The sequence below is a fragment of the Neobacillus sp. GCM10023253 genome, from assembly GCF_042653105.1.
Taxonomy (GTDB): Bacteria; Bacillota; Bacilli; order Bacillales; family Cytobacillaceae; genus Neobacillus; species Neobacillus citreus.
Window position 1 is genome coordinate 350,891 of the sequence record NZ_JBHSHV010000008.1, and the last position, 19,696, is coordinate 370,586.

Here is a 19,696-nt window from a genome sequence, read left to right on the forward strand (position 1 = left end):
GCACCTTCTTTTAACTTTTTATTAAAAAATTCGCATATTTTTGTTCATTTTCTAAAGTAGCCATAATATTTTGAGGCTCCCATTCCAGAAGTGGGAAATAATTACGCCCCCTCTTCTCTCCTTCATAGGGTAATTTCAAAAGACGAAGCTTTTTTTGGGCTGTATGGACTGTTGGCAGATGAAGAAAGCTGCGGCACTCTGCATTGGTAATTGATGAATTTATTAGAAGAAAGTAGTCTCTGATGGCATCAATAAAGGCATCTTTTGAGGTGTAAAGGCAGATTGGGCAAATCCAGCTTCTACGTTCGTACACCATCGGGATATGAAGGCAATCGGGGCATCGGACTCCTGACCGGATGTCATTTCTCGTCAAACCATATTCTTTTAAGATATTGATTTTTTGCGGAGTGTGATGACTTAATAAGAAATTTGCAATTTTATAGATAGTCTCTTCATCCACTCTTGGCTGGTTATATGTATTTTCAAAGGTTTCAATTTTTTTAAATATATCCCTTGATTTACATACCTTTTTAAATGCGTTTGGATCATTGCTGTTGCTTTTTAAAAAGGTCTTTGTGCTGCTGAAAAAAACAAGCTGGTCGATAGGCAGAAAATTCATTCCGTATTTCGCCAACAATCTTCCTAATAATATACGCAGCCTTTCAGCCTGAACACGAGGATCTTCAAAAATCTCTTCAGTACCATCCGGTTTAACCCGAATTAATTGGTTAAATTGATTGTCGAATATCAATGTTCCAGCTATATTTTTCGCTTCAATAATGAGAATGCCGTTTCTTGAGATGAGAAGTGTGTCAATTTGGAAATGAAATCCGTTGTATTCGAGTTGAAGGTCGTGGAAGATAACATATTTTTCTAGGGGGAGTTGTTTTACAAAATTTCTTAAGGCTAGTTCACCTCGAAAGCCAGCTTTTCTTTTCGCGAGGTCTTTTTCGATTTCCGGTTGTTTAGGATGGCCGATTAAAATACGGTAAACTAGGACCTGGGTTAAGACCAGTCTCAGGGGGACGGGCAAGTCTCTCATTAACAATGGAATCATCGCTCCTTTATTAAAAAATACAACTACATTTTACAACTACTGTTTACAGTTGTCGAATTTTAGCTAATGAGGGTTTGATAGATTTATAAGGTGCGACCTCCTAAGCTGGGGTATTCGCCGAAATAGGTTAGTTTTTCGCCATTTATTAGGCAATATTCGCCAAACTATATTGGTTTTAACCGATTCTTTTAAGTTATTCACTGGTTCCGTTGAGTTATTCGCCAATCCCTTTGATTACCTTTTTTCTCGACACGCTGGCCCAGCCTCCGGCTAGCTTGCTAATTTTAGCCGGCCCTTACGTTATTCGCCCGTTTTGAACAGATATTCGCCAAACTTAGAAGGTTATTCGTCGACAAGGTTAGTTATTCGCTGAAATTAGGTGACTATTCGCCTAAAAATTTGACTTTTTCGCCAAACCTATTTACTACATACCAAAGTAACCCCCAGCAAATAAAAAAAACCATTCCAGCAACCCCGAATGGCCAGTAACTTCAAAAACCTATTTCTTCATCCACCCCATCCCCATCGCACCTTCCCCAAGATGGGTTCCAATAACAGCCCCGAAGTAGCCTATCGAGAAGTCGACGTTTGGATAAAGAGCCCCAAGCTCCTTCTTCCATTCCAGTGCTTCCTCCTCACGATTAGCGTGGATCACCACAGCCTGGTAGCGACCACCGCCCATTGCATCCTCTCCAAGTAAATCTGCAATTCGTTTCATTGCTTTTTTGCGGGTGCGAATTTTTTCAAAAGGGACGATTACCTTGTCCACAAAATGCAATAGAGGTTTAACCTGCAGCAAGCTGCCGATTAAAGCAGCTGCTCCTGATAACCTTCCGCCACGCTGTAGGTGCGACAGGTCGTCAACCATGAAATAAGCGCGAGCTGTGCTCTTCAGTTCTTCCAAGCGAGCCATAATCCGCTCGGGATCCATTCCCCTAGATGCCCATTCCGCAGCTTCTAATGCATAAAACCCTTGAACCATGCAGCTAATTTCCGAATCAAAGGAAAATACTTTGATACCCTCGACCATCGTTCCAGCCGTTACCGAGCCCTGATATGTGCCACTGATGCCGCTCGATAAATGGATACTGATAACCGCATCGTAACCCTCTGACGCAAACCGTTCGAACAACTCCACAAATTGGCCGATCGGCGGCTGGGATGTCGTCGGCAGGTCCTTTGTCTTTACCTCTTCGAAAAACTGCTGCCAGTGAATATCGACTTCTTCCCGGTAGACTTCATTGCCGAAAATGACATTCAACGGGATCATATGTATATTCCATTTATCTAGTAATTCCTTTGGAATGTATGCGGTACTGTCTGTGACAATTGCCGTTTTCATATGTATATTTACCATCCTTATTTTTTTACAATAATACTGCTCATTATTTTATCAAAAAAGCTTTCTCCAAAAAAGAAAAGAACACGCATTGCGCGTGCTCTCCAATCATAACATAAAATTAGTTTTTCAGAAAAACAACTACCTTACTTCTACCCAGCCATTCTTAATCGCCACAACAACAGCCTGTGTACGGTCATTAACATTCATTTTTTGCAAGATATTAGATACATGGTTCTTAACGGTCTTTTCACTGATGTAAAGCGCTTCGCCGATACCGCGGTTGCTTTTTCCATCGGCCAGCATTTGCAGAACCTCACACTCACGGCGTGTCAATAAATGAAGCGGGCGGCGGATTTCAATAGTCTGCACGTAAGAACCTCCGCGCGTCACACCTGCTGCTAGTTTGCGATATTCATTGACTAAATTATGAGTCACCTTCGGATGCAGATAGGAACCTCCGTCTGCCACGACACGGACCGCTTCAATCAACGCATCTGCATCCATTTCTTTTAACAGGTAGCCACAGGCACCTGTCTGCAGTGCGTGAGTGACATAATTCTCATCATCATGAATGGAAAGGATGATAATCTTAGTATCCGGATATTTAGCAACTAGCTCACGGGTTGCCTCGACACCATTCATTTGTGGCATATTGATGTCCATGATAACAACATCAGGACGGTGCTCTTCAACAAGCGTTAAGGCCTCAGTGCCGTCATCGCCTTCTGCCACAACCTGGAACGATTTCTCAAATTCTAGTATTCTTTTAACACCTTCTCTAAAAAGCTGGTGATCGTCAATAATAATAATTTTTGTAGTCATGTGTAACGCCTCCTAGTTTTCAAAAATTCCCCATCAGAGAATGTTACTTTCTTTTATTATCAAAGCTTAATTCATTAACGGCACATGGATGGAAACAGCGGTGCCCTTGCCGATTTTCGAATCAACCGTCAAATCGCCTTCAAGCAGGTCGACCCTCTCTCTCATGCCCATCATGCCGAAGGAACCCGGCTTCTTTTGGTTCGTATCGAAACCGACGCCGTTGTCCTTGATTAACACTTTCACACTGGTGTCCGTCATTTCCAATTGAACTTTTATGGAGCAGGCATTGGCATGCTTGAGCGCGTTTTGCACCGATTCCTGTATAAGCCGGAAGAGGGCAACCTCATATTTAGTCGGAAGTCTCTTCTCATTTCCTATTTTCACAAATTCAATTTTTGAATGATTATGATATTCTTCAATGGTCTGTAAATACTTTCTGAGGGTCGGAACGAGCCCCAAATCATCCAATGCCATTGGACGCAGGTCGTAAATAATCCGGCGGACCTCATAAAGTGCTGAGCGAACCATTTTCTTAAAGCTCTGAATCTCTGCGAATGCATCATCAGGACCTTTCTCACGAAAAACACGATCGACAATATCAGAACGCATGATGACATTTGCTAGCATTTGCGCCGGACCGTCGTGAATTTCTCTCGAGAGACGCTTGCGCTCCTCCTCCTGGGCCTCAATAATTTTCAAGCCCAAATCCTGCTTCGCTTTGGCATTTTCAAACGCTTCGCCAAACTGTTTTAAGTCGCTCTGCAGGTAATTCATGACCACGCAGATTTGCGAAATCAGCTGCTCTGCACGTTCAATCGTATCATTTATACCAACAAGCCTGTGCTCAAGTTCTTCTCTTTTTTCAAGAAGCTGCTTGCGGTATTGCCAATTGATGGAGAGATCCATTTGCAGCTGATGCGCCTTTTCGTAGGCGTCACGTACCTCCTCCTCCGAGAAGGTTTTCATGTTCATGCTTACTTCTGAAAGTCTGTGCCTAGCGGCCGTAACCTGCGCCTCCAGCTGATTTCCCTCCTCAACAAGCTTAGCCATCACTTCCTTAATGTTCGCCAGCTCATTGGTGATGCTGTCAAAATCAGTACGGCATTGCTCGCTGATGCGGAAGATATCACTTTTGCTGCAGGTAACAGCTTCAATCATCGCTTCACGAATGTCATCAATCGATTTCAAATCTAATTGCTTTAAATTCATTTCTGATTCCTCCGGGGCTTTTTTTCCCTTAGGCCTTTAACATACTTTACCATTTTTTGAAATACTTTGCTAAGCTATAATTATTGCTTACGTGACTTTTGTAAAAAAGTAGTATAATTACTATATCAGTCTACTACCTTTAGCCTATTAGAAGGTACTATAAAGCTGTATTTATTATATCATTCGAACTTTACACCCATATTATAGGTATATTACATTAATTTTTTTAAAAAATATTATATTACATTAGTGTTACGTTTTTGCTAAAGAAAGGAGTTTAACATGCTGCCTCGTTACTTAACTGTAAAAGAGTATGGAGAACATGAAATAAATATCCAAAAGTCCCGTTTTATTGCCCAACTGAAAAGAGTGGAATCCGAACAAGATGCCCAAGACTTTATACAGGGGATCAAGAAAAAACATTGGAACGCTACTCATAACTGCTCAGCTTACCTAATCGGCGAGCATGACCAAATCCAAAAAGCGAATGATGACGGCGAACCAAGCGGCACGGCCGGTGTCCCCATCCTTGAAGTTTTGAAAAAGAGACAGCTGAAGGACACGGTTGTTGTGGTCACCCGCTATTTTGGCGGGATCAAGCTCGGTGCAGGCGGCCTGATTCGCGCATACGGAAAAGCTACTTCTGAAGGTCTAGATGCAGTCGGTGTTGTCGAAAGACGGCTAGTTCAAATCATGCAGGTGAAAATCGACTACACCTGGCTTGGGAAAATTGAAAGAGAACTGCGTTCTTCCGAGCACAAAATTAAAGATATTCTCTATTTAGATAACGTCCAAATTGATGTCTATGTCGAGGAAGATAAGGTTCAAATCTTTATGGACTGGATGGTGGAACTGACCAATGGGCAATGTACGATGGGCAAGGGCGAAACGGTCTATTTGGAACAAGATTTTATTAGGTAATTCAGGATGTTCTTTCTTTGAATTATAGTAGGACATTTGGCGGGAGGCAATTGGGAAAAAAATATTAGGTTTGCACTATTTTTGGCACAGAATTTATTTTTATGTGGAATATATTTTGAAAGGGCTCTCGAATTTTCGAGGCCCATTTATTTTTTAGCTGTGTTTGTTTTTAAGGTTTGTAGGATGTTTAGGATGGGGCGGTAGTTTCTGCCGACCAGGCCGATTTTTTCGGCGATGATTTCTATAAACAAGATGATAAAAGCAATTAAGACTAGTGCGCCGCCAATACGGGCCTGCGAATAAATGACTGCCACCAATCCAAAGAACGCGGACATTGCGTATATGAGCAACACCGTCTGCCGGTGGGAATATCCCATACGCAACATGCAGTGGTGCAGGTGCTGCTTGTCTGGTGCACCCAATGGCTTTTTATGAATGATTCTTCTTAGGATGGCAAAAAAGGTATCTGAAATTGGTACAGCAAGAATGATAACTGGTATTACAAATGAAATGAAGGTTACATTTTTAAAGCCCATAAGTGAAAGAACTGAAATTATAAACCCTAAAAAAAGTGCACCCGTATCACCCATAAAAATACTTGCGGGATGAAAGTTATAAATCAAAAATCCTAGAGTGCTGGCTAGAACTATTAAGCCAAGCATCCCAACAATTAAATTTCCTTGTATAATTGCCATTACTGATATAGTAATTAATGCAATAGATGATACACCTGCAGCTAATCCATCGAGTCCATCAATTAAATTAATTGCGTTAGTGATTCCAACAATCCAAATAATTGTAATCGGAACACTTAATAATCCAAATTGAAGCTGTGCTCCGAACGGTAGATTAATAAAGACAACTTGCAGGTTCCCCCAAAAAACAACCACGCAAGCAGCAGCTAATTGACCAATTAGTTTGTATTTAGCCGACAATTCTAAAATGTCATCCAAAAGGCCAGTTACAATTATAATGGAGCAACCGATTAGAATAGGTAGCAAGGATGGGTTCTCAGGGCGTAAAAGGAAAGTTCCTAACATAAAGCTAATGATAATCGCCAAACCACCAAGCCTTGGCATAACACACTGATGTACTTTACGCTGATTAGGTCTGTCAGTAGCTCCAATTATAAAGGCAAATTTTTTTACAAGTGGTGTAATAAGAACTGAAAGGATAAAACAAAATACCAAGGTGAGAAAAAACATAGTAGGCCCTCCTTAACAATAAGTTTGTCCATTAAGGAGAAATCGAAACACTCAAGCAGTTGTAAAAAAACGGAAATACCTAAACTATATTTAGAAAGATAAAAAGCGGGTAACTCACTAAGATGTGAAACCCGCTTAAACCATTATTTATTCCTTACATTCACCTGTCTAAATCCTCGAATCAAGTTTAACAACGGTCTATAATCTTCCCGTACAAGCCCAATTTTCTCTACAAATAACTCAATGACAATTATTATCGTTAGGAGAATAATTACTGAGCCACGTATTGTTGCTTGTGAAAAGATAAATCCTGCTAGTCCAAAAACAGCACTCATTGCATAAATCATTAAAACTGTTTGACTGTGTGAATAACCAGCTCGTAACAAACAATGATGTAAGTGTGATTTATCAGGGGCAGATAATGGCTGCTTGTTCACAAGCCTTCTGATAATGGCAAAAAAAGTATCAGAAACTGGCACACCCAGGATAATAACTGGTATGACAAGCGACATTACAGTCACACTTTTTAGTCCTAATAATGAAAGAACACTTATTAAGAATCCTAAAAACAAAGCCCCGGTGTCACCCATAAAAATCTTTGCAGGGTGAAAATTATAAACAAGAAAACCAAGTGTCGAAACTGCAGCTATTAATGCAATAAATGTTACATAAGGATTTCCAGTTATATATGCTATTCCAGCAATTGAAAACAAGGCTATGGAAGATACCCCACCTGCTAACCCATCTAATCCATCGATTAAATTTATCGCATTGGTAATACCGATAATCCATACCATTGTAAATGGAATACTAAACATTCCAAAGTCCAATCGTCCGCCGCCAAACGGCAAGTTAATGAACTCAACCTTTATATCTCCAAGAACAATAATGACTAGCGAAGCAAGTATTTGTCCTAATAGCTTTACTTTCGGTGAAATTTCTTTTACATCATCAATTGCACCAGTAATGATTATAATTAAACTGCCAAGTATTAGTGCAAGATGAACATTTCCAATAGGGTTTAATAGAAGTAAATTAAAATTGTCAATTGGTTGTATAATCAATATTCCTAATATAAAACTAATATATATAGCCAGCCCGCCTAAACGAGGCATGATTTTCTGATGCACTTTCCGTTGATTAGGTTTGTCAGTTGCGCCAATTTTAAATGCTAATTTTTTTACTAATGGTGTGAGGAAGATCGAAACACAAAAACATATAAATAAGGTTACATAAAACATATGGACCCTCCGTTGTTAAAGGAAATTGAATAAAAATGCCAAATTTCGATAAATTACTCCTAATGGATTATAGCACATACTGATAATCAATGAAACTACTAATTTTACCATGCGAAAAGTTTAGTAGAATAAAGGAAATTTTATGTATTTATTTATTTCCTATTTTACAGACGAAACCATTGTGAAGAAGGTTACATTCCATTTTAGAAAAAAATAAACTTTTTATGCCTAAAAAAAAGAGATACATTAGTCAATGTGACTTTTTAATGTATCCCTTAGATATATTAAATTTCTTTAAGTTCCTTTAAGTATGCTGATAACGCGTTCTGCCACTTTGGGAGCGGGGTAAAACCTTGCTCCTCAATTTTTTTCTTACTTAAAACGGAATACTTTGGCCTTGCGGCAGGGCGTGGAAACTGTTCAGTTGTCAGTGGATTGACCTTAACGTTTAAACCAGCCTGTTTGAATATTTCAACAGCAAACTCAAACCACGAGCAAACTCCTCTATTGGTCGCATGATAAATTCCATATTTTTCAGTTACCATTAATTCAACCATGAATTTTGCCAAATCAACGGTGTAAGTTGGCGAGCCTACCTGATCATGGACAACCCCGACTTCCCCACGCTCTTTACCTAGGCGGAGCATAGTCTTAACAAAATTATTTCCGTGGGCACCGAAGACCCAAGCTGTACGGACAATGAAGTATTCATCTAAACTTGCTTGAACAAACTCTTCTCCGACTAATTTTGTTCTTCCATATGCACCTAAAGGCTTGGTAGGATGTTCAGCCTCGTATGGTTCAGAGGCTGATCCATCAAAAACATAATCCGTACTGATATACATCATTTTAGAGCCAACCAGTTTGGCTGCTGCAGCTAGGTATTTGGCCCCTAGGCCATTTACCCGATAAGCTGTTTCCTCATCCGCTTCAGCGCCGTCCACATTTGTATAGGCAGCACAATGGAGGATAACATCAGGCTTCGCTTCCTGAATAAACGCATATACATCTGCTTCATTTGTTATATCTAATTGGCTCCGGTCAGTACCAATTGCTTGATGGTTGTTTTTTTCTAATTCCAAAAGAACATCTTGACCTAATTGACCAGCAGCACCTGTTACAAGAACCTTCATTATTTAACCTCTAATCTGTCACCATATTGAGATTTAAAATACTCCTGATATTCCCCAGAAATGATGTTTTCCCACCATTCTCTGTTATTTAAATACCAATTGATGGTTTGCTCAATCCCTGAATCAAAATTATACTTGGGCGACCAGCCAAGCTCTGTACGCAGCTTTGTTGCGTCAATCGCATAACGGCGGTCATGCCCTGGACGGTCTTTAACAAATTTAATTAGCGATTCAGGCTTGCCAAGATGTTTTAGAATGGTTTTGACAATGTCGATATTCGTGCGTTCATTATTGCCGCCAACATTGTAAACTTCTCCTACCCTTCCTTTATGCAGAACAAGGTCAATGGCTTGGCAATGGTCTTCAACATGAAGCCAGTCGCGAACATTCAATCCATCACCGTAAACTGGAAGCTCTTTATCATTCAAGGCATTGATAATCATTAATGGAATTAGCTTCTCTGGGAAATGGAATGGTCCGTAGTTATTAGAGCAGCGAGTAATATTAGTTGGCAATCCAAACGTCTCATTGTAAGCACGGACAAGCAAGTCTGCACCAGCTTTACTTGCACTGTAAGGACTATTTGCCGCTAATGGCGTTTCTTCAGTAAAGTATCCTGTTTCTCCTAAAGTGCCATATACTTCATCTGTAGACACTTGAAGATATTTTTTCACACCAAAGGACTTGGCTGCATCTAATAACGCAAGAGTTCCTTGAATATTTGTTTGCACGAAAATCCCTGGGTCAGTAATGCTTCGGTCCACATGGGATTCAGCTGCAAAGTTCAATACATAATCGAATTTTTCCTCTTGGAAAAGACCTTGAATAAACTCACGGTCCGCAATATCACCGCGGACAAACTTATAATTTGGCTTATTCTCAATATCTTTTAAGTTTTCAAGGTTACCTGCGTAAGTTAATAAATCTAAATTCACTATTGTGTATTCTGGATATTTATTGACCATATAGCGGACAAAGTTGCTTCCAATAAAACCGGCGCCGCCTGTTACTAATAACTTCATGTTTACCCTCCTATTTTTCAAAAACAAAATTAAGATGTGTTGCTTCACACAATCTTGGATGTTTTGTATCTTTTTCTGACAGAATCGGAATAGAAGTCGGCCAGTCAATTCCTAAATCAGGATCATTCCAAAGAATTCCGCCATCATGCTCAGGTGAATAATACTCATCCACCTTATAAGCCACTGTTGTGTCTGGCACCAACGTGCAGAAACCATGGGCAAATCCTTTTGGTACCAACAACTGGCGTTTATTTTCGGCACTCAGGATGACACCCACCCATTGGCCATATGTAGGTGAACCCTCGCGTATGTCTACCGCCACATCATAAATGGCTCCCGTAATGCAGCGGACCACTTTCGTTTGCGCTTTTGGATTAAGCTGAAAATGTAATCCTCTTAATGTGCCGGTTGGTGCTGATAATGACTGGTTGTCCTGCACAAAATCATAATGCAATCCGAGCTTTTCAAATAACTCTTTATTATAACTTTCCATAAAATAGCCACGGTGGTCACCAAAAACTTTTGGTTCTAAAATCTTTACACCTGGTAATTTTGTTTCAATAACATTCATGTATCCTACCTCACTTATGGATTACTTACCTTGATTGGCAATCTTGATTAAATATTGACCATATTGATTTTTCTTCAATGGCTCTGCAAGTTCAATGAGCTTCTCTTTTGTAATATAACCCATTTTATAAGCAATCTCTTCAAGACAAGCTATTTTCAATGATTGTCTTTTTTCAACGGTTTCAATAAATTGTGATGCTTCTAACAAGGATGCATGTGTGCCTGTGTCTAACCACGCATAGCCACGGCCAAGAAGCTCAACATTTAGCTCGCCCATTTCAAGGTAAGCTTTATTTATATCGGTAATTTCTAATTCACCACGTGGTGATGGTTGGATATTTTTAGCAATATTTACTACACGATTATCGTAAAAGTATAACCCTGTTACTGCATAATTGGATTTTGGAACCTCCGGCTTCTCTTCAATGGATACAGCCATTCCATTTTCATCAAATTCAACTACACCAAATCTCTCTGGATCGTTAACATAATATCCGAAAACCGTTGCCCCTGTTTCACGTGCAGTTGCTTTTCTTAATAAATCTGTTAAACCATGTCCGTAAAAAATGTTATCGCCTAGCACTAAAGCTACATTATCGTCACCGATATATTCATCCCCAAGGATGAAGGCTTGAGCTAGACCGCCTGGATGCGGCTGAATTTTATAAGAAAAATTCATTCCTAAATCGGTTCCATCCCCTAAAATTTGCTCGAAGCGGGAAATATCTTCGGGTGTTGAAATAATCAAAATGTCTTTAATACCCGCTAACATTAATACAGAAAGCGGATAATAAATCATTGGTTTATCATAGACAGGCAAAAGCTGCTTTGAAACCACTTTCGTTAATGGATATAGTCTGGTACCACTGCCTCCGGCAAGAATAATACCTTTCATAAAAACCAACTCCTAATAAAGTATTAACTACATAAACCGACAAAATATTCCTTAACCATTATAAAAAAGGTAGTTTATAAATGCCAAATCCGAACAAAAATGTAACATAAAATTAATAATATTAACGTTTATAACCCAATATTGCCGATATGGTCCGCAACCTTCCGCTAATCTGTGTCGATAACGAACGCCTTTTCACGCCTGTGACATTTCCACCATGACGCACATATTTCATTAATGGTTTTTGAATGAAAACAATTTTCTTTTTTTTCATCATACAGACAAGTGCAATCCACTGATCATGCATTTCGATGGCAGAAGGAAAAGGTAAAATGTCAGGCACTATTTCCCTTCTAAAAGCCATGAAAGCACCTGTATAGGCGTTTTTTAAAATATTCCCAAAAATTCCTTGGTTTATGTTGTTATGGTTATATTCATTCCAAGATGGATTAATAATGTTTAAATCGCCGTCGACTACATAAGCATCATGTATAGCGAGATCCGCTTTCTGGTACTCAAAAGCCGCAAGCACTGTTTCCACTTTATCATCTTCCCAAACATCATCTTGGTCACATAGAAAAAGGATATCACCTGTCGCCAAGGATATCGCCTTTTCAAAGCTTTTTATTACTCCAAGGTTTTTATCATTTACATGAACTTGAATTCGTTTATCAAAGGTATTCTTAATTACTTGTACCGTTTGATCCTTGGAACCATCATCCACAATAATCACTTCATCTTCCTGGTTAAGCTGCTTAATAATGGAATCAAGTTGTCTTCTAATGAAGTTTTCTCCATTATAGGTTGCAATACAAACTGATTTTTTCATGTAAAGGCTCCTTTTAAGTTGAAAACAGCATACGAAGCGTGTACATTGCAATTTTTTTATTTTTTACTGTTAAAGCCTGTTTTAGGAATCTTTTTAATAACTGTCTCTTGTAGGATGGAAACAAGTCTTTTTTATAATTTTTGTAAAAATTAACTTCCGAATTCAAAATACTTTTATAACGCATTAGAGAAACCCTGCTGTAATCCATTACTGATAAGTCATGTTCAAGAGTAACATCTAATAACCAAACTTTATGTCCTCTTGCATAAATCTCATAAAACAGCCAGTGGTCCAAATAATCCAGCGGAAACTCCTGATTAAAGCCACCAATCTCATTTAAAAATTTTACATTTAATAGTGCTCCGGAATTTATCGCCATAACTGGCTGTTCTTGAAGACCGGGTTTCGGCAGTTCTATATGTAGCGGACGCAGCGAATGACTATAAACAGGTGAAATCATTGAATTGCCACTATGGACTTTTGGTACAACCGCTGCAATATCTTCGGTTAACTTAGGTAAATTAAAGACTTTATTTATATATTGTTCAGTTAAATTTGTATCGTGATCCAGAAGTAACAGCCAACTGCTTCCGTTTTCTTTAGCCCAAGACCAAGCAAAGTTATAGGCAGAAGCAATTCCTAAATTTCTCGGGTCGTGTTGATATTCAACTTTAATTTTTTCAAATTGGGATTTATCAAAACTTTGAATTTCAGGGCTATTATCATAAATAATGATAGAAAGGTCTTTAAAAAACTCGTTTTTTCCCTTAATTGCATTTAATAGGGAGCAATAAGTTACAGACTTATTTAAAACCGTTTTATACACCACTATTACTAAAGTTATCTTCATCGTTAACAGCCTTTGGAATTAATTTTTTTTCACTAAAAAGTGTAAATAGTACTGGGTATACCAACTGAAAACTTAATCCTGTAAAGGAAAACATATTACTAAATGTTGTAAAGACAAATATTGAATTCATAATGGCTACGCCTATTACCATATACTTACTATTCAGCTTTTTTAAAAGTAAGATATAAAAGAAAGCAAATAGAAAAGCGAAGAGCGTATAAAATGTAATCCCAACCCACCCTAATATCACAAAAGGCTGGACAAACGCAGTAGATACATTTAACTCCGGCGTAATCTGAAAACTAGGCGGAATCTCAATACTATAAAGTGCGACAACTCTTTTACTAATAAAATCGGGCAAAGTCTGAGTAATTGCGAAAACAAAAGAATCGAAAAAGTTAACATCTTTCTCAAAAGTAAAATTGTTTATTGTTTCTTGAAGGTTAGCAAGTGGTGATGCCAAATAAATATAGCCCCAAAAATATTCTTTTGGTATTAAAGATTCTTTAAATTCATCCGTAGCTCCACCTATTTGCAAAAAGAGACTATTGTCAAACAGTGAAGTATTTGTTTGATAAGAGTTGTTTACTCTTATATTTCCAACAACACCAAAAAGATATAAGCCTATAAGCATAAGGACCGTTAATCCTGCAATTTTTTTCAAAGTTATTCCTGACTGGTATTTAATTAAATAAATAAAAACACAACTCATTAGAATAATAAGCAGCATTCCTCTATTTAATATAAGAATAGAAGGTACCAGTGTTAGTACAAATAATGAAATGGCCAACTTTCTTCGGTTAGACTCCGAGAGAATAATTTGAAACAAATATAGCGAAAAGAATGAATTAAAAGTAACCAATAATACATGGAAAGTTGGTATTCCAAATTCTGTATAACTTAATTGTGTTTTAGTGAAAACTGCCAATAAAGGAAAGTTCCTGTGATATATAAATTCCAAAACATAGCCCGCTAATATTCCATAAGTAACAAGTTCTAAATGTTTTTTATAATAGATTTTATTAAACGTGATTATCTTTTCTCTCATGAAAGTTCTTCCAAAAAAATAGGCAATTACCATTGAACTTCCCAAAAATAAAATCAATGGCAAGCCTAAATCCGGGAATAGATTCGACCATCTGAATAAGTAAGCAATCAATACAGCAAGAAAAGAAAGTATATAAATAAAGTAAGGGTTGATCAAGCTCCTGCATGCCTCCCTTTCCAACCAGTTTTTTAAAGTGAACTTAAGCCTTAGGCCGTTTTAGAAAATAGGAAAAAATAAAAGCTAAAAACACGCCAATCACTAACCCAATAACAATTCCCATAATGGTATCTGCATTAGTCCTGTTTTGAGTTATTTGATTTTCCTGTCCTTTTTCGCCCTTTTGGACCACTTTCACTGTTTCAATGTCTAAATAATTGCCAATTTCACGTTCAAAAACATCAGATATTTTATTAACAATCCTTGTTGCCTGCTTTGGGTTATCATCATTTACTGTAATTCTAATAACATGAGACCCATTTTCATTACTTACACTTACCTTACGTGCCAGCTCTTTAAAATCCTCATCTAAATCCAATTCCTTAATTACCGGATTTAGTATTGCTGATGTGTTTATAAGTGTTTGGGCAGTATTGATAAAACGAGTAGTTTCATCCGTTTGATTAATAATAACATTCGTTTCTTTCATCTGTTGTTTGATCAAAATAAGTGAGAAAGCATCATATGTAGGCGGCGGCGGATCACTAGACATAACTCTTCCTGCTACTCCACCTAAAATTCCTAAAAGGATAATTAGCCAAAGATATTTTTTTATAACTTTTAGTAAATCAGCTATATATGTATTTTCCATTATTTACCCCCAAGTTGTAAGCTTATTTGCCGACAATTGTAATTGTATATTAACAATTCCTTACACTTATAATTAAAAAAACCTCCATCCCCATTTATTAAAAAACTTAATCATTGATTGAATAAAAATTTTAAAAAGTTTGGCGTTCTTGTGTGCCCCTCGTTCATAGTAATGGACAACATTTGAAAAAGGGGTATAGACAATACGTTTATTCCGCTTTTTAAGTTCAATGCATAAGTCATAATCCTCAAAATACATAAAATAGCGGTCGTCAAATCCCTTTATTTCCTTGAAGTCCTTCCCGCGGATTAACATGAAGGCGCCCGAGCCAATTCTGATGTCAACCAGTCGATCTTCAAGTATATCCCTCAGTTCATATGACTCAAGTCTCTTTGCAAATATTTTTTTTACAAATTGAAATGGTACGAACCGTAAAAAATAATCAAAAACTGAAACTCGATTACGCATTAAATGCTGCTTGGTACCATCAGAGTTTAAGACTTTTGGTACTAATAAGGAAATGCTTTCGTCATTTTCCATCACCTGAAGCATTTTTAATAAATCCTCTTTTACCAAAATAATATCCGGGTTAAAAATTAAAAAATACTCCTCAGACGTTTTCAACAAATTATAATTATGGCCAAAGCCAAAACCATTATTTTCATGATAAAAAGTAATTTCAGCAAAATCCTCATAATTTTTTAAACGATTTTGATACTCCTGACTAGAATGGTTATCAAAAATTAAAAACCGAAATTGGCTGTCAAAACCAAATTCTTTCTTTAAATTTTCAAGCACATCAAAAATGTGCTTACTATTATATGTCACAATACTTATTGCAACTTTTGCTTCAGCCATTTATTCACACTCTTTCTTGAACATCTAAATAGGTAACTAGGCAAGTTTTATTTTTTTAACTTTCAAGAAACACATGCCATCGTCTTGTATGTATTTTTTTACAATGCTAAATTATTCATTCATTAGGGAAGGAAATTCTTTCAAAAATCATCCACCCATTCCTTAACAAAATTAAATTATAGCATCATCTTGTCAGAAATTGTACTTTTTTGGAGGATTTTTTTTATTTCCAGTTGAACTAATATTAATAGGAGATTATAATTTTTGTTATGGTTATATATCTAAACTAATCCTATAGAAGGGAATTAATATATATGCAAAATACTAGATTAGGTAAAAAAAAGATTAAGAAGAAAAAGATAAGATGGGTTCGCTTATTCTTGGCTATTTTCTTTTTATTGTTAGTTGGCGGCGGTGCCTATTTTTATAATGTCTATACTAACGTAGCTAGCGCTGTTGATAAAATGAACAAACCAATCTCGAGAGAAGTTTCAACAAAAAGAGAAACTAAAGTGGAAGTGGAACAAAAGGAACCTATTTCCATTCTTTTAGTTGGGGTGGATGAACGTAAGGGCGATAAAGGGAGAACAGATTCCATGCTAGTTGTAACTGTGAATCCCGAAAAAAAGTCCACTAAAATGGTAAGTATTCCTCGTGATACCCGGACAAAGCTTATTAACAATCAGAATCCAAAAAAGAATCACATCGACAAGATTAATGCAGGCTATGCTTACGGTGGAATTGAAGAAACTATCGATACAGTGGAAAATTTCCTTAATGTTCCAATTGATTATTATATTCAAGTGAATATGGAGGGTTTTAAAGACATTGTAGATGCAGTTGGAGGCATTGATGTTGATAACCAATACGCTTTTGAATTAGATGGTGTGAGACTGCAAAAAGGCCCTCAGCATTTAAATGGGACACAAGCGCTTCAATATTCTCGAATGAGAAAGGCTGACCCAAGAGGTGACTTCGGCCGTGCAGAGAGGCAGCGTGAAGTGATTTCAAAAATCATTCAAAAGGGTAAATCAATTTCCACATTAACAAAGTATGACGATATTCTTGCTGCACTTGAAGAAAATATTAAAACAAACTTGACCTTAAATGATATTATAGACATCCAAAAATCTTACAAAAATGCAGCCGAAACCATTGATAAGCTTGAAATTGCCGGTGAAGGCAAAATGATTAACGGCGGTTGGTATTATATTGTTGAAGATGAAACGCGGCAAAGTCTTTCTGACCAATTACGTGAACATTTAGGCTTAAATTCTGAAGTAGTCGCGAAAATAACCACTTATTAGCAATAACAAAAGAGCCCCATTTTATTTGTCAAGTAAGGCAAAATAAATGGGGTTCTTTCATAAACTTTTAACTTTTCCTATTAATGATTCCAAGATCAATTTGAACAGAGAGGTCATTCAATGATAAACAAGAAATATTTATGGAGTTTCCCGTTATTGTATTTAATTATTTATTCTTACCATTTTATTGTAGTAAAGTATCCTGGAGATGATTATTATTTTTCGAGAATTTCAAGTGAAATGACGATTATCGAATGGCTATACTCGCGCTATACAGAGTGGTCCTCACGGCTTTTCCCGGATGCCGTGGCTTACCTCCTTCTTGATGATAAAGTATGGTTATGGAGATTAGTTAATCCAATCTTATTAATTTTTTTAGCTGCATCTATTGTAAGGATTTGGAAAAGAAATATCTCCCTTAGGGAAGTATTGATAGTACTTGCAATCATTGGTTTCTTCGCACAAAATGTACTAAGTTCAGGTGTCTTTTGGATTACCGGCTCCATGAATTACTTATGGCCAATCACACTTGGAGTGCTTGCAATGATCCCATTTGCGGATAAAATCTTTCGGAACATTTCTTTAACCAATAATTATTCGTTTATTTTTGCCATTTTCTTTGGCTTTTTAGCTTCGGTTGGAAATGAACAAGTCTCACTTTGCCTATCAAGCTTTGCTATTTTAAGTCATTTAGCATTATTATCAAAAAAGCAATCACCGGATAAAAAATTGCTTATATTGACAATTACTATGATGATTGGGACAGGTTTAACCCTCCTCGCTCCAGGGAATAAGGAACGGTGGGTTCAGGAAGCAGCTTACTGGTACCCAGGATTTAAAAATTTAACACTTAAAGACCATCTATATTTAGGAACTATATGGGCATTTGGAAAAATATTTTTTGATTTGAAATACCTCCTATTTTTGGCATCTTCCATAACAATCATTACTTGTTTCAAATCTTCTACAGTAAAGAATAATTTTATATTTAAACTTTTTATGATGATGTTTTCAGCAACTATCATGATGTACCTTTCAGGAATTGGTCTTGAACGTTTATATCAATTCACAAATATTAAAAACTTTGACTTCAGCGCTAATTTATTGTCGCCTTTTACAATGAAAAAATCATTTATTCTCGCTGTCTTCCCTTATCTATATTGGACTGCCTACAGTTTGCTTCTCGGTTATCTTATGATAAAATCTACCGGATATAAAGTATTTGTATTCATCAGCCTGTTAGCATTTGTTGCAACATTGGCAGTCATGTTCTTTTCTCCTACCATTTATGGATCTGGAAATAGGGTGTTGATGGCAAGCTCAGTTATTTTAGGAATTGTTATCACAGGAAAAATTTTGGAGAACAATTTAGTTAAAAATGCTTTTTACTTATCCATTTTAGGCTGTTTACCAATAATTAACTTGTCCAATATACTTATTAATTGGTTAAAGAATGGTTTTAATCCCTTTTTATAAAGAAAAGCTGACTACCAAAAATATTTGGAGTCAGCTTTTTTATGTCGACAATTAAATTTCTTGAAATCCTTTACCTTTGAATAATTGCTTTTCTAACCTTTTCTTTATTTGTATTCAGTTGAGGAGATTCCTCTTTAATAATATAGTTCGGCCTCGACTTGACTTCAATAAAGATTCTGCCGATATATTCTCCAATAATCCCAAGGAATATTAGCTGGATTCCGCCAAAAAAAAGCATAATGGAAACGATTGATGCATATCCGCTTACTGAATTTCCAAAAATCAATTTTGTTAATATAACAAAAAACATATAGAGAAACGCCGAAACTGCAGTAAAGAGACCAAAATAAGTGGCCCAGCGCAACGGAGAGATGGTAAAGGACACAATTCCGTCAATCGCATAATGAAATAGCTTCCAAAAGCTCCAGCTGGAATTTCCAACAGCTCTCTCGACATTTTCAAATTCAATACATTTCGACTTATATCCAACCCACATGAATAATCCTTTAGCGAAACGGTTCCGTTCCCTCAAACGCAGAAAGCTGTTAACAGCCTTACGGTCCATTAAACGGTAATCCCGGGCGCCATCAACAATATGAACATCACTCATATTATTGATTAATTTATAAAACTGTTTTGCAAACCAGCTTCTAATAGGAGGCTCTCCACTTCGGGTAGACCTTCTTGTATAAACTACATCATAACCGCCCATTTCCCAGTCTTCAATCATTTGCGGCAATAATTCTGGGGGGTCCTGAAGGTCGACATCCATCAGGACAACAGCATCCCCACGTGCTGCCTCGATTCCTGCAAGCATAGCTGCTTCTTTTCCAAAGTTTCTGCTGAAGCTGATATATCGTACCTTCTCCTGGCGCTCGCTAAGATCTCTCATTTGCTGCTCTGTTGAATCCTTACTGCCGTCATTCACATAGATAATTTCATAATCAATATACTCAATACCCTCAAGCACTGGTTGGACTGTTAAATAAAATAAATCAATGGATTTTTCTTCATTGTAACAAGGGACAACGATAGAAATTAACTTCAAATTATACACCTTCTCTTTTGAAATAGGCTGGAATTTCCCTATTTTCATTCTGAAT

General features: G+C 37.1%; 19 protein-coding genes. 3 read left to right on the plus strand and 16 right to left on the minus strand.

The features are described 5' to 3' along the window. Positions 1-10: 10 nt before the first annotated feature. The 4 genes from ACFPA1_RS12335 to ACFPA1_RS12350 all read right to left on the minus strand — a co-directional run bounded on the left by ACFPA1_RS12335 (position 11) and on the right by ACFPA1_RS12350 (position 4,430). On the minus strand, positions 11-1,057 hold the full coding sequence (locus ACFPA1_RS12335; RefSeq protein WP_378583260.1) for a nuclease-related domain-containing protein: 1,047 nt from the start codon (positions 1,055-1,057) through the stop codon (positions 11-13). Positions 1,058-1,556: 499 nt separating this feature from the next. Then, positions 1,557-2,399 (minus strand): DegV family protein, encoded by an 843-nt coding sequence (locus ACFPA1_RS12340; protein ID WP_378583262.1) that lies wholly within the window; start codon positions 2,397-2,399, stop codon positions 1,557-1,559. A gap of 138 nt (positions 2,400-2,537) precedes the next feature. After that, positions 2,538-3,221: a response regulator gene (locus tag ACFPA1_RS12345; protein WP_213144093.1), complete on the minus strand. Its 684-nt coding sequence runs from the start codon at positions 3,219-3,221 to the stop codon at positions 2,538-2,540. A gap of 66 nt (positions 3,222-3,287) precedes the next feature. Next, a complete protein-coding gene (locus ACFPA1_RS12350) occupies positions 3,288-4,430 on the minus strand; it encodes a sensor histidine kinase (RefSeq protein WP_378583265.1) in 1,143 nt (380 codons plus the stop codon). Positions 4,431-4,712: 282 nt separating this feature from the next. Between ACFPA1_RS12350 and ACFPA1_RS12355 the strand changes: the two genes are divergently transcribed. Continuing rightward, positions 4,713-5,351 carry a YigZ family protein gene (locus ACFPA1_RS12355; RefSeq protein WP_378583267.1) on the plus strand — a complete coding sequence of 213 codons (639 nt, stop codon included), beginning with the start codon at positions 4,713-4,715 and terminating at the stop codon, positions 5,349-5,351. 146 nt (positions 5,352-5,497) lie between these two features. On the opposite strand, the gene ACFPA1_RS12360 is transcribed toward ACFPA1_RS12355, so the two are convergent. The 11 genes from ACFPA1_RS12360 to ACFPA1_RS12410 all read right to left on the minus strand — a co-directional run bounded on the left by ACFPA1_RS12360 (position 5,498) and on the right by ACFPA1_RS12410 (position 15,810). Then, positions 5,498-6,556 (minus strand): glycosyltransferase family 4 protein, encoded by a 1,059-nt coding sequence (locus tag ACFPA1_RS12360; protein ID WP_378583269.1) that lies wholly within the window; start codon positions 6,554-6,556, stop codon positions 5,498-5,500. 143 nt (positions 6,557-6,699) lie between these two features. Further along, the gene (locus tag ACFPA1_RS12365; protein ID WP_378583272.1) at positions 6,700-7,797 is read right to left on the minus strand and encodes a glycosyltransferase family 4 protein; all 1,098 of its coding nucleotides are present in this window, start codon (positions 7,795-7,797) and stop codon (positions 6,700-6,702) included. Between the two features lie 284 nt (positions 7,798-8,081). Next, on the minus strand, positions 8,082-8,930 hold the full coding sequence (rfbD, locus tag ACFPA1_RS12370; RefSeq protein WP_378583275.1) for a dTDP-4-dehydrorhamnose reductase: 849 nt from the start codon (positions 8,928-8,930) through the stop codon (positions 8,082-8,084). Next, positions 8,930-9,952 (minus strand): dTDP-glucose 4,6-dehydratase, encoded by a 1,023-nt coding sequence (gene rfbB, locus ACFPA1_RS12375; protein ID WP_378583278.1) that lies wholly within the window; start codon positions 9,950-9,952, stop codon positions 8,930-8,932. The genes rfbD and rfbB overlap by 1 nt, the downstream gene beginning before the upstream one ends. Positions 9,953-9,962: 10 nt before the next feature. Beyond that, positions 9,963-10,523 carry a dTDP-4-dehydrorhamnose 3,5-epimerase gene (gene rfbC, locus ACFPA1_RS12380; protein WP_378583281.1) on the minus strand — a complete coding sequence of 187 codons (561 nt, stop codon included), beginning with the start codon at positions 10,521-10,523 and terminating at the stop codon, positions 9,963-9,965. Between the two features lie 21 nt (positions 10,524-10,544). Further along, entirely contained in the window at positions 10,545-11,417 is an 873-nt protein-coding gene (gene rfbA / locus ACFPA1_RS12385; protein ID WP_378583284.1) for a glucose-1-phosphate thymidylyltransferase RfbA, read from the minus strand. 121 nt (positions 11,418-11,538) lie between these two features. Then, positions 11,539-12,246: a glycosyltransferase family 2 protein gene (locus tag ACFPA1_RS12390; protein ID WP_378583287.1), complete on the minus strand. Its 708-nt coding sequence runs from the start codon at positions 12,244-12,246 to the stop codon at positions 11,539-11,541. 13 nt (positions 12,247-12,259) lie between these two features. After that, entirely contained in the window at positions 12,260-13,096 is an 837-nt protein-coding gene (locus tag ACFPA1_RS12395; protein WP_378583289.1) for a glycosyltransferase, read from the minus strand. Next, entirely contained in the window at positions 13,065-14,300 is a 1,236-nt protein-coding gene (locus tag ACFPA1_RS12400) for an O-antigen polymerase (RefSeq protein ID WP_378583291.1), read from the minus strand. The genes ACFPA1_RS12395 and ACFPA1_RS12400 overlap by 32 nt, the downstream gene beginning before the upstream one ends. A gap of 43 nt (positions 14,301-14,343) precedes the next feature. Beyond that, positions 14,344-14,952, minus strand: a complete 609-nt coding sequence (locus tag ACFPA1_RS12405) for a YveK family protein (protein ID WP_378583293.1) — start codon at positions 14,950-14,952, stop codon at positions 14,344-14,346. A gap of 72 nt (positions 14,953-15,024) precedes the next feature. Then, a complete protein-coding gene (locus ACFPA1_RS12410) occupies positions 15,025-15,810 on the minus strand; it encodes a glycosyltransferase (protein ID WP_378583295.1) in 786 nt (261 codons plus the stop codon). A gap of 314 nt (positions 15,811-16,124) precedes the next feature. Between ACFPA1_RS12410 and ACFPA1_RS12415 the strand changes: the two genes are divergently transcribed. Then, positions 16,125-17,117, plus strand: coding sequence for an LCP family protein (locus ACFPA1_RS12415; RefSeq protein ID WP_378583297.1), 993 nt, complete (start codon positions 16,125-16,127; stop codon positions 17,115-17,117). 120 nt (positions 17,118-17,237) lie between these two features. Next, entirely contained in the window at positions 17,238-18,593 is a 1,356-nt protein-coding gene (locus ACFPA1_RS12420; RefSeq protein ID WP_378583299.1) for a DUF6056 family protein, read from the plus strand. A gap of 70 nt (positions 18,594-18,663) precedes the next feature. On the opposite strand, the gene ACFPA1_RS12425 is transcribed toward ACFPA1_RS12420, so the two are convergent. Then, positions 18,664-19,641 carry a glycosyltransferase family 2 protein gene (locus ACFPA1_RS12425; RefSeq protein WP_378583301.1) on the minus strand — a complete coding sequence of 326 codons (978 nt, stop codon included), beginning with the start codon at positions 19,639-19,641 and terminating at the stop codon, positions 18,664-18,666. Positions 19,642-19,696 lie beyond the last annotated feature (55 nt).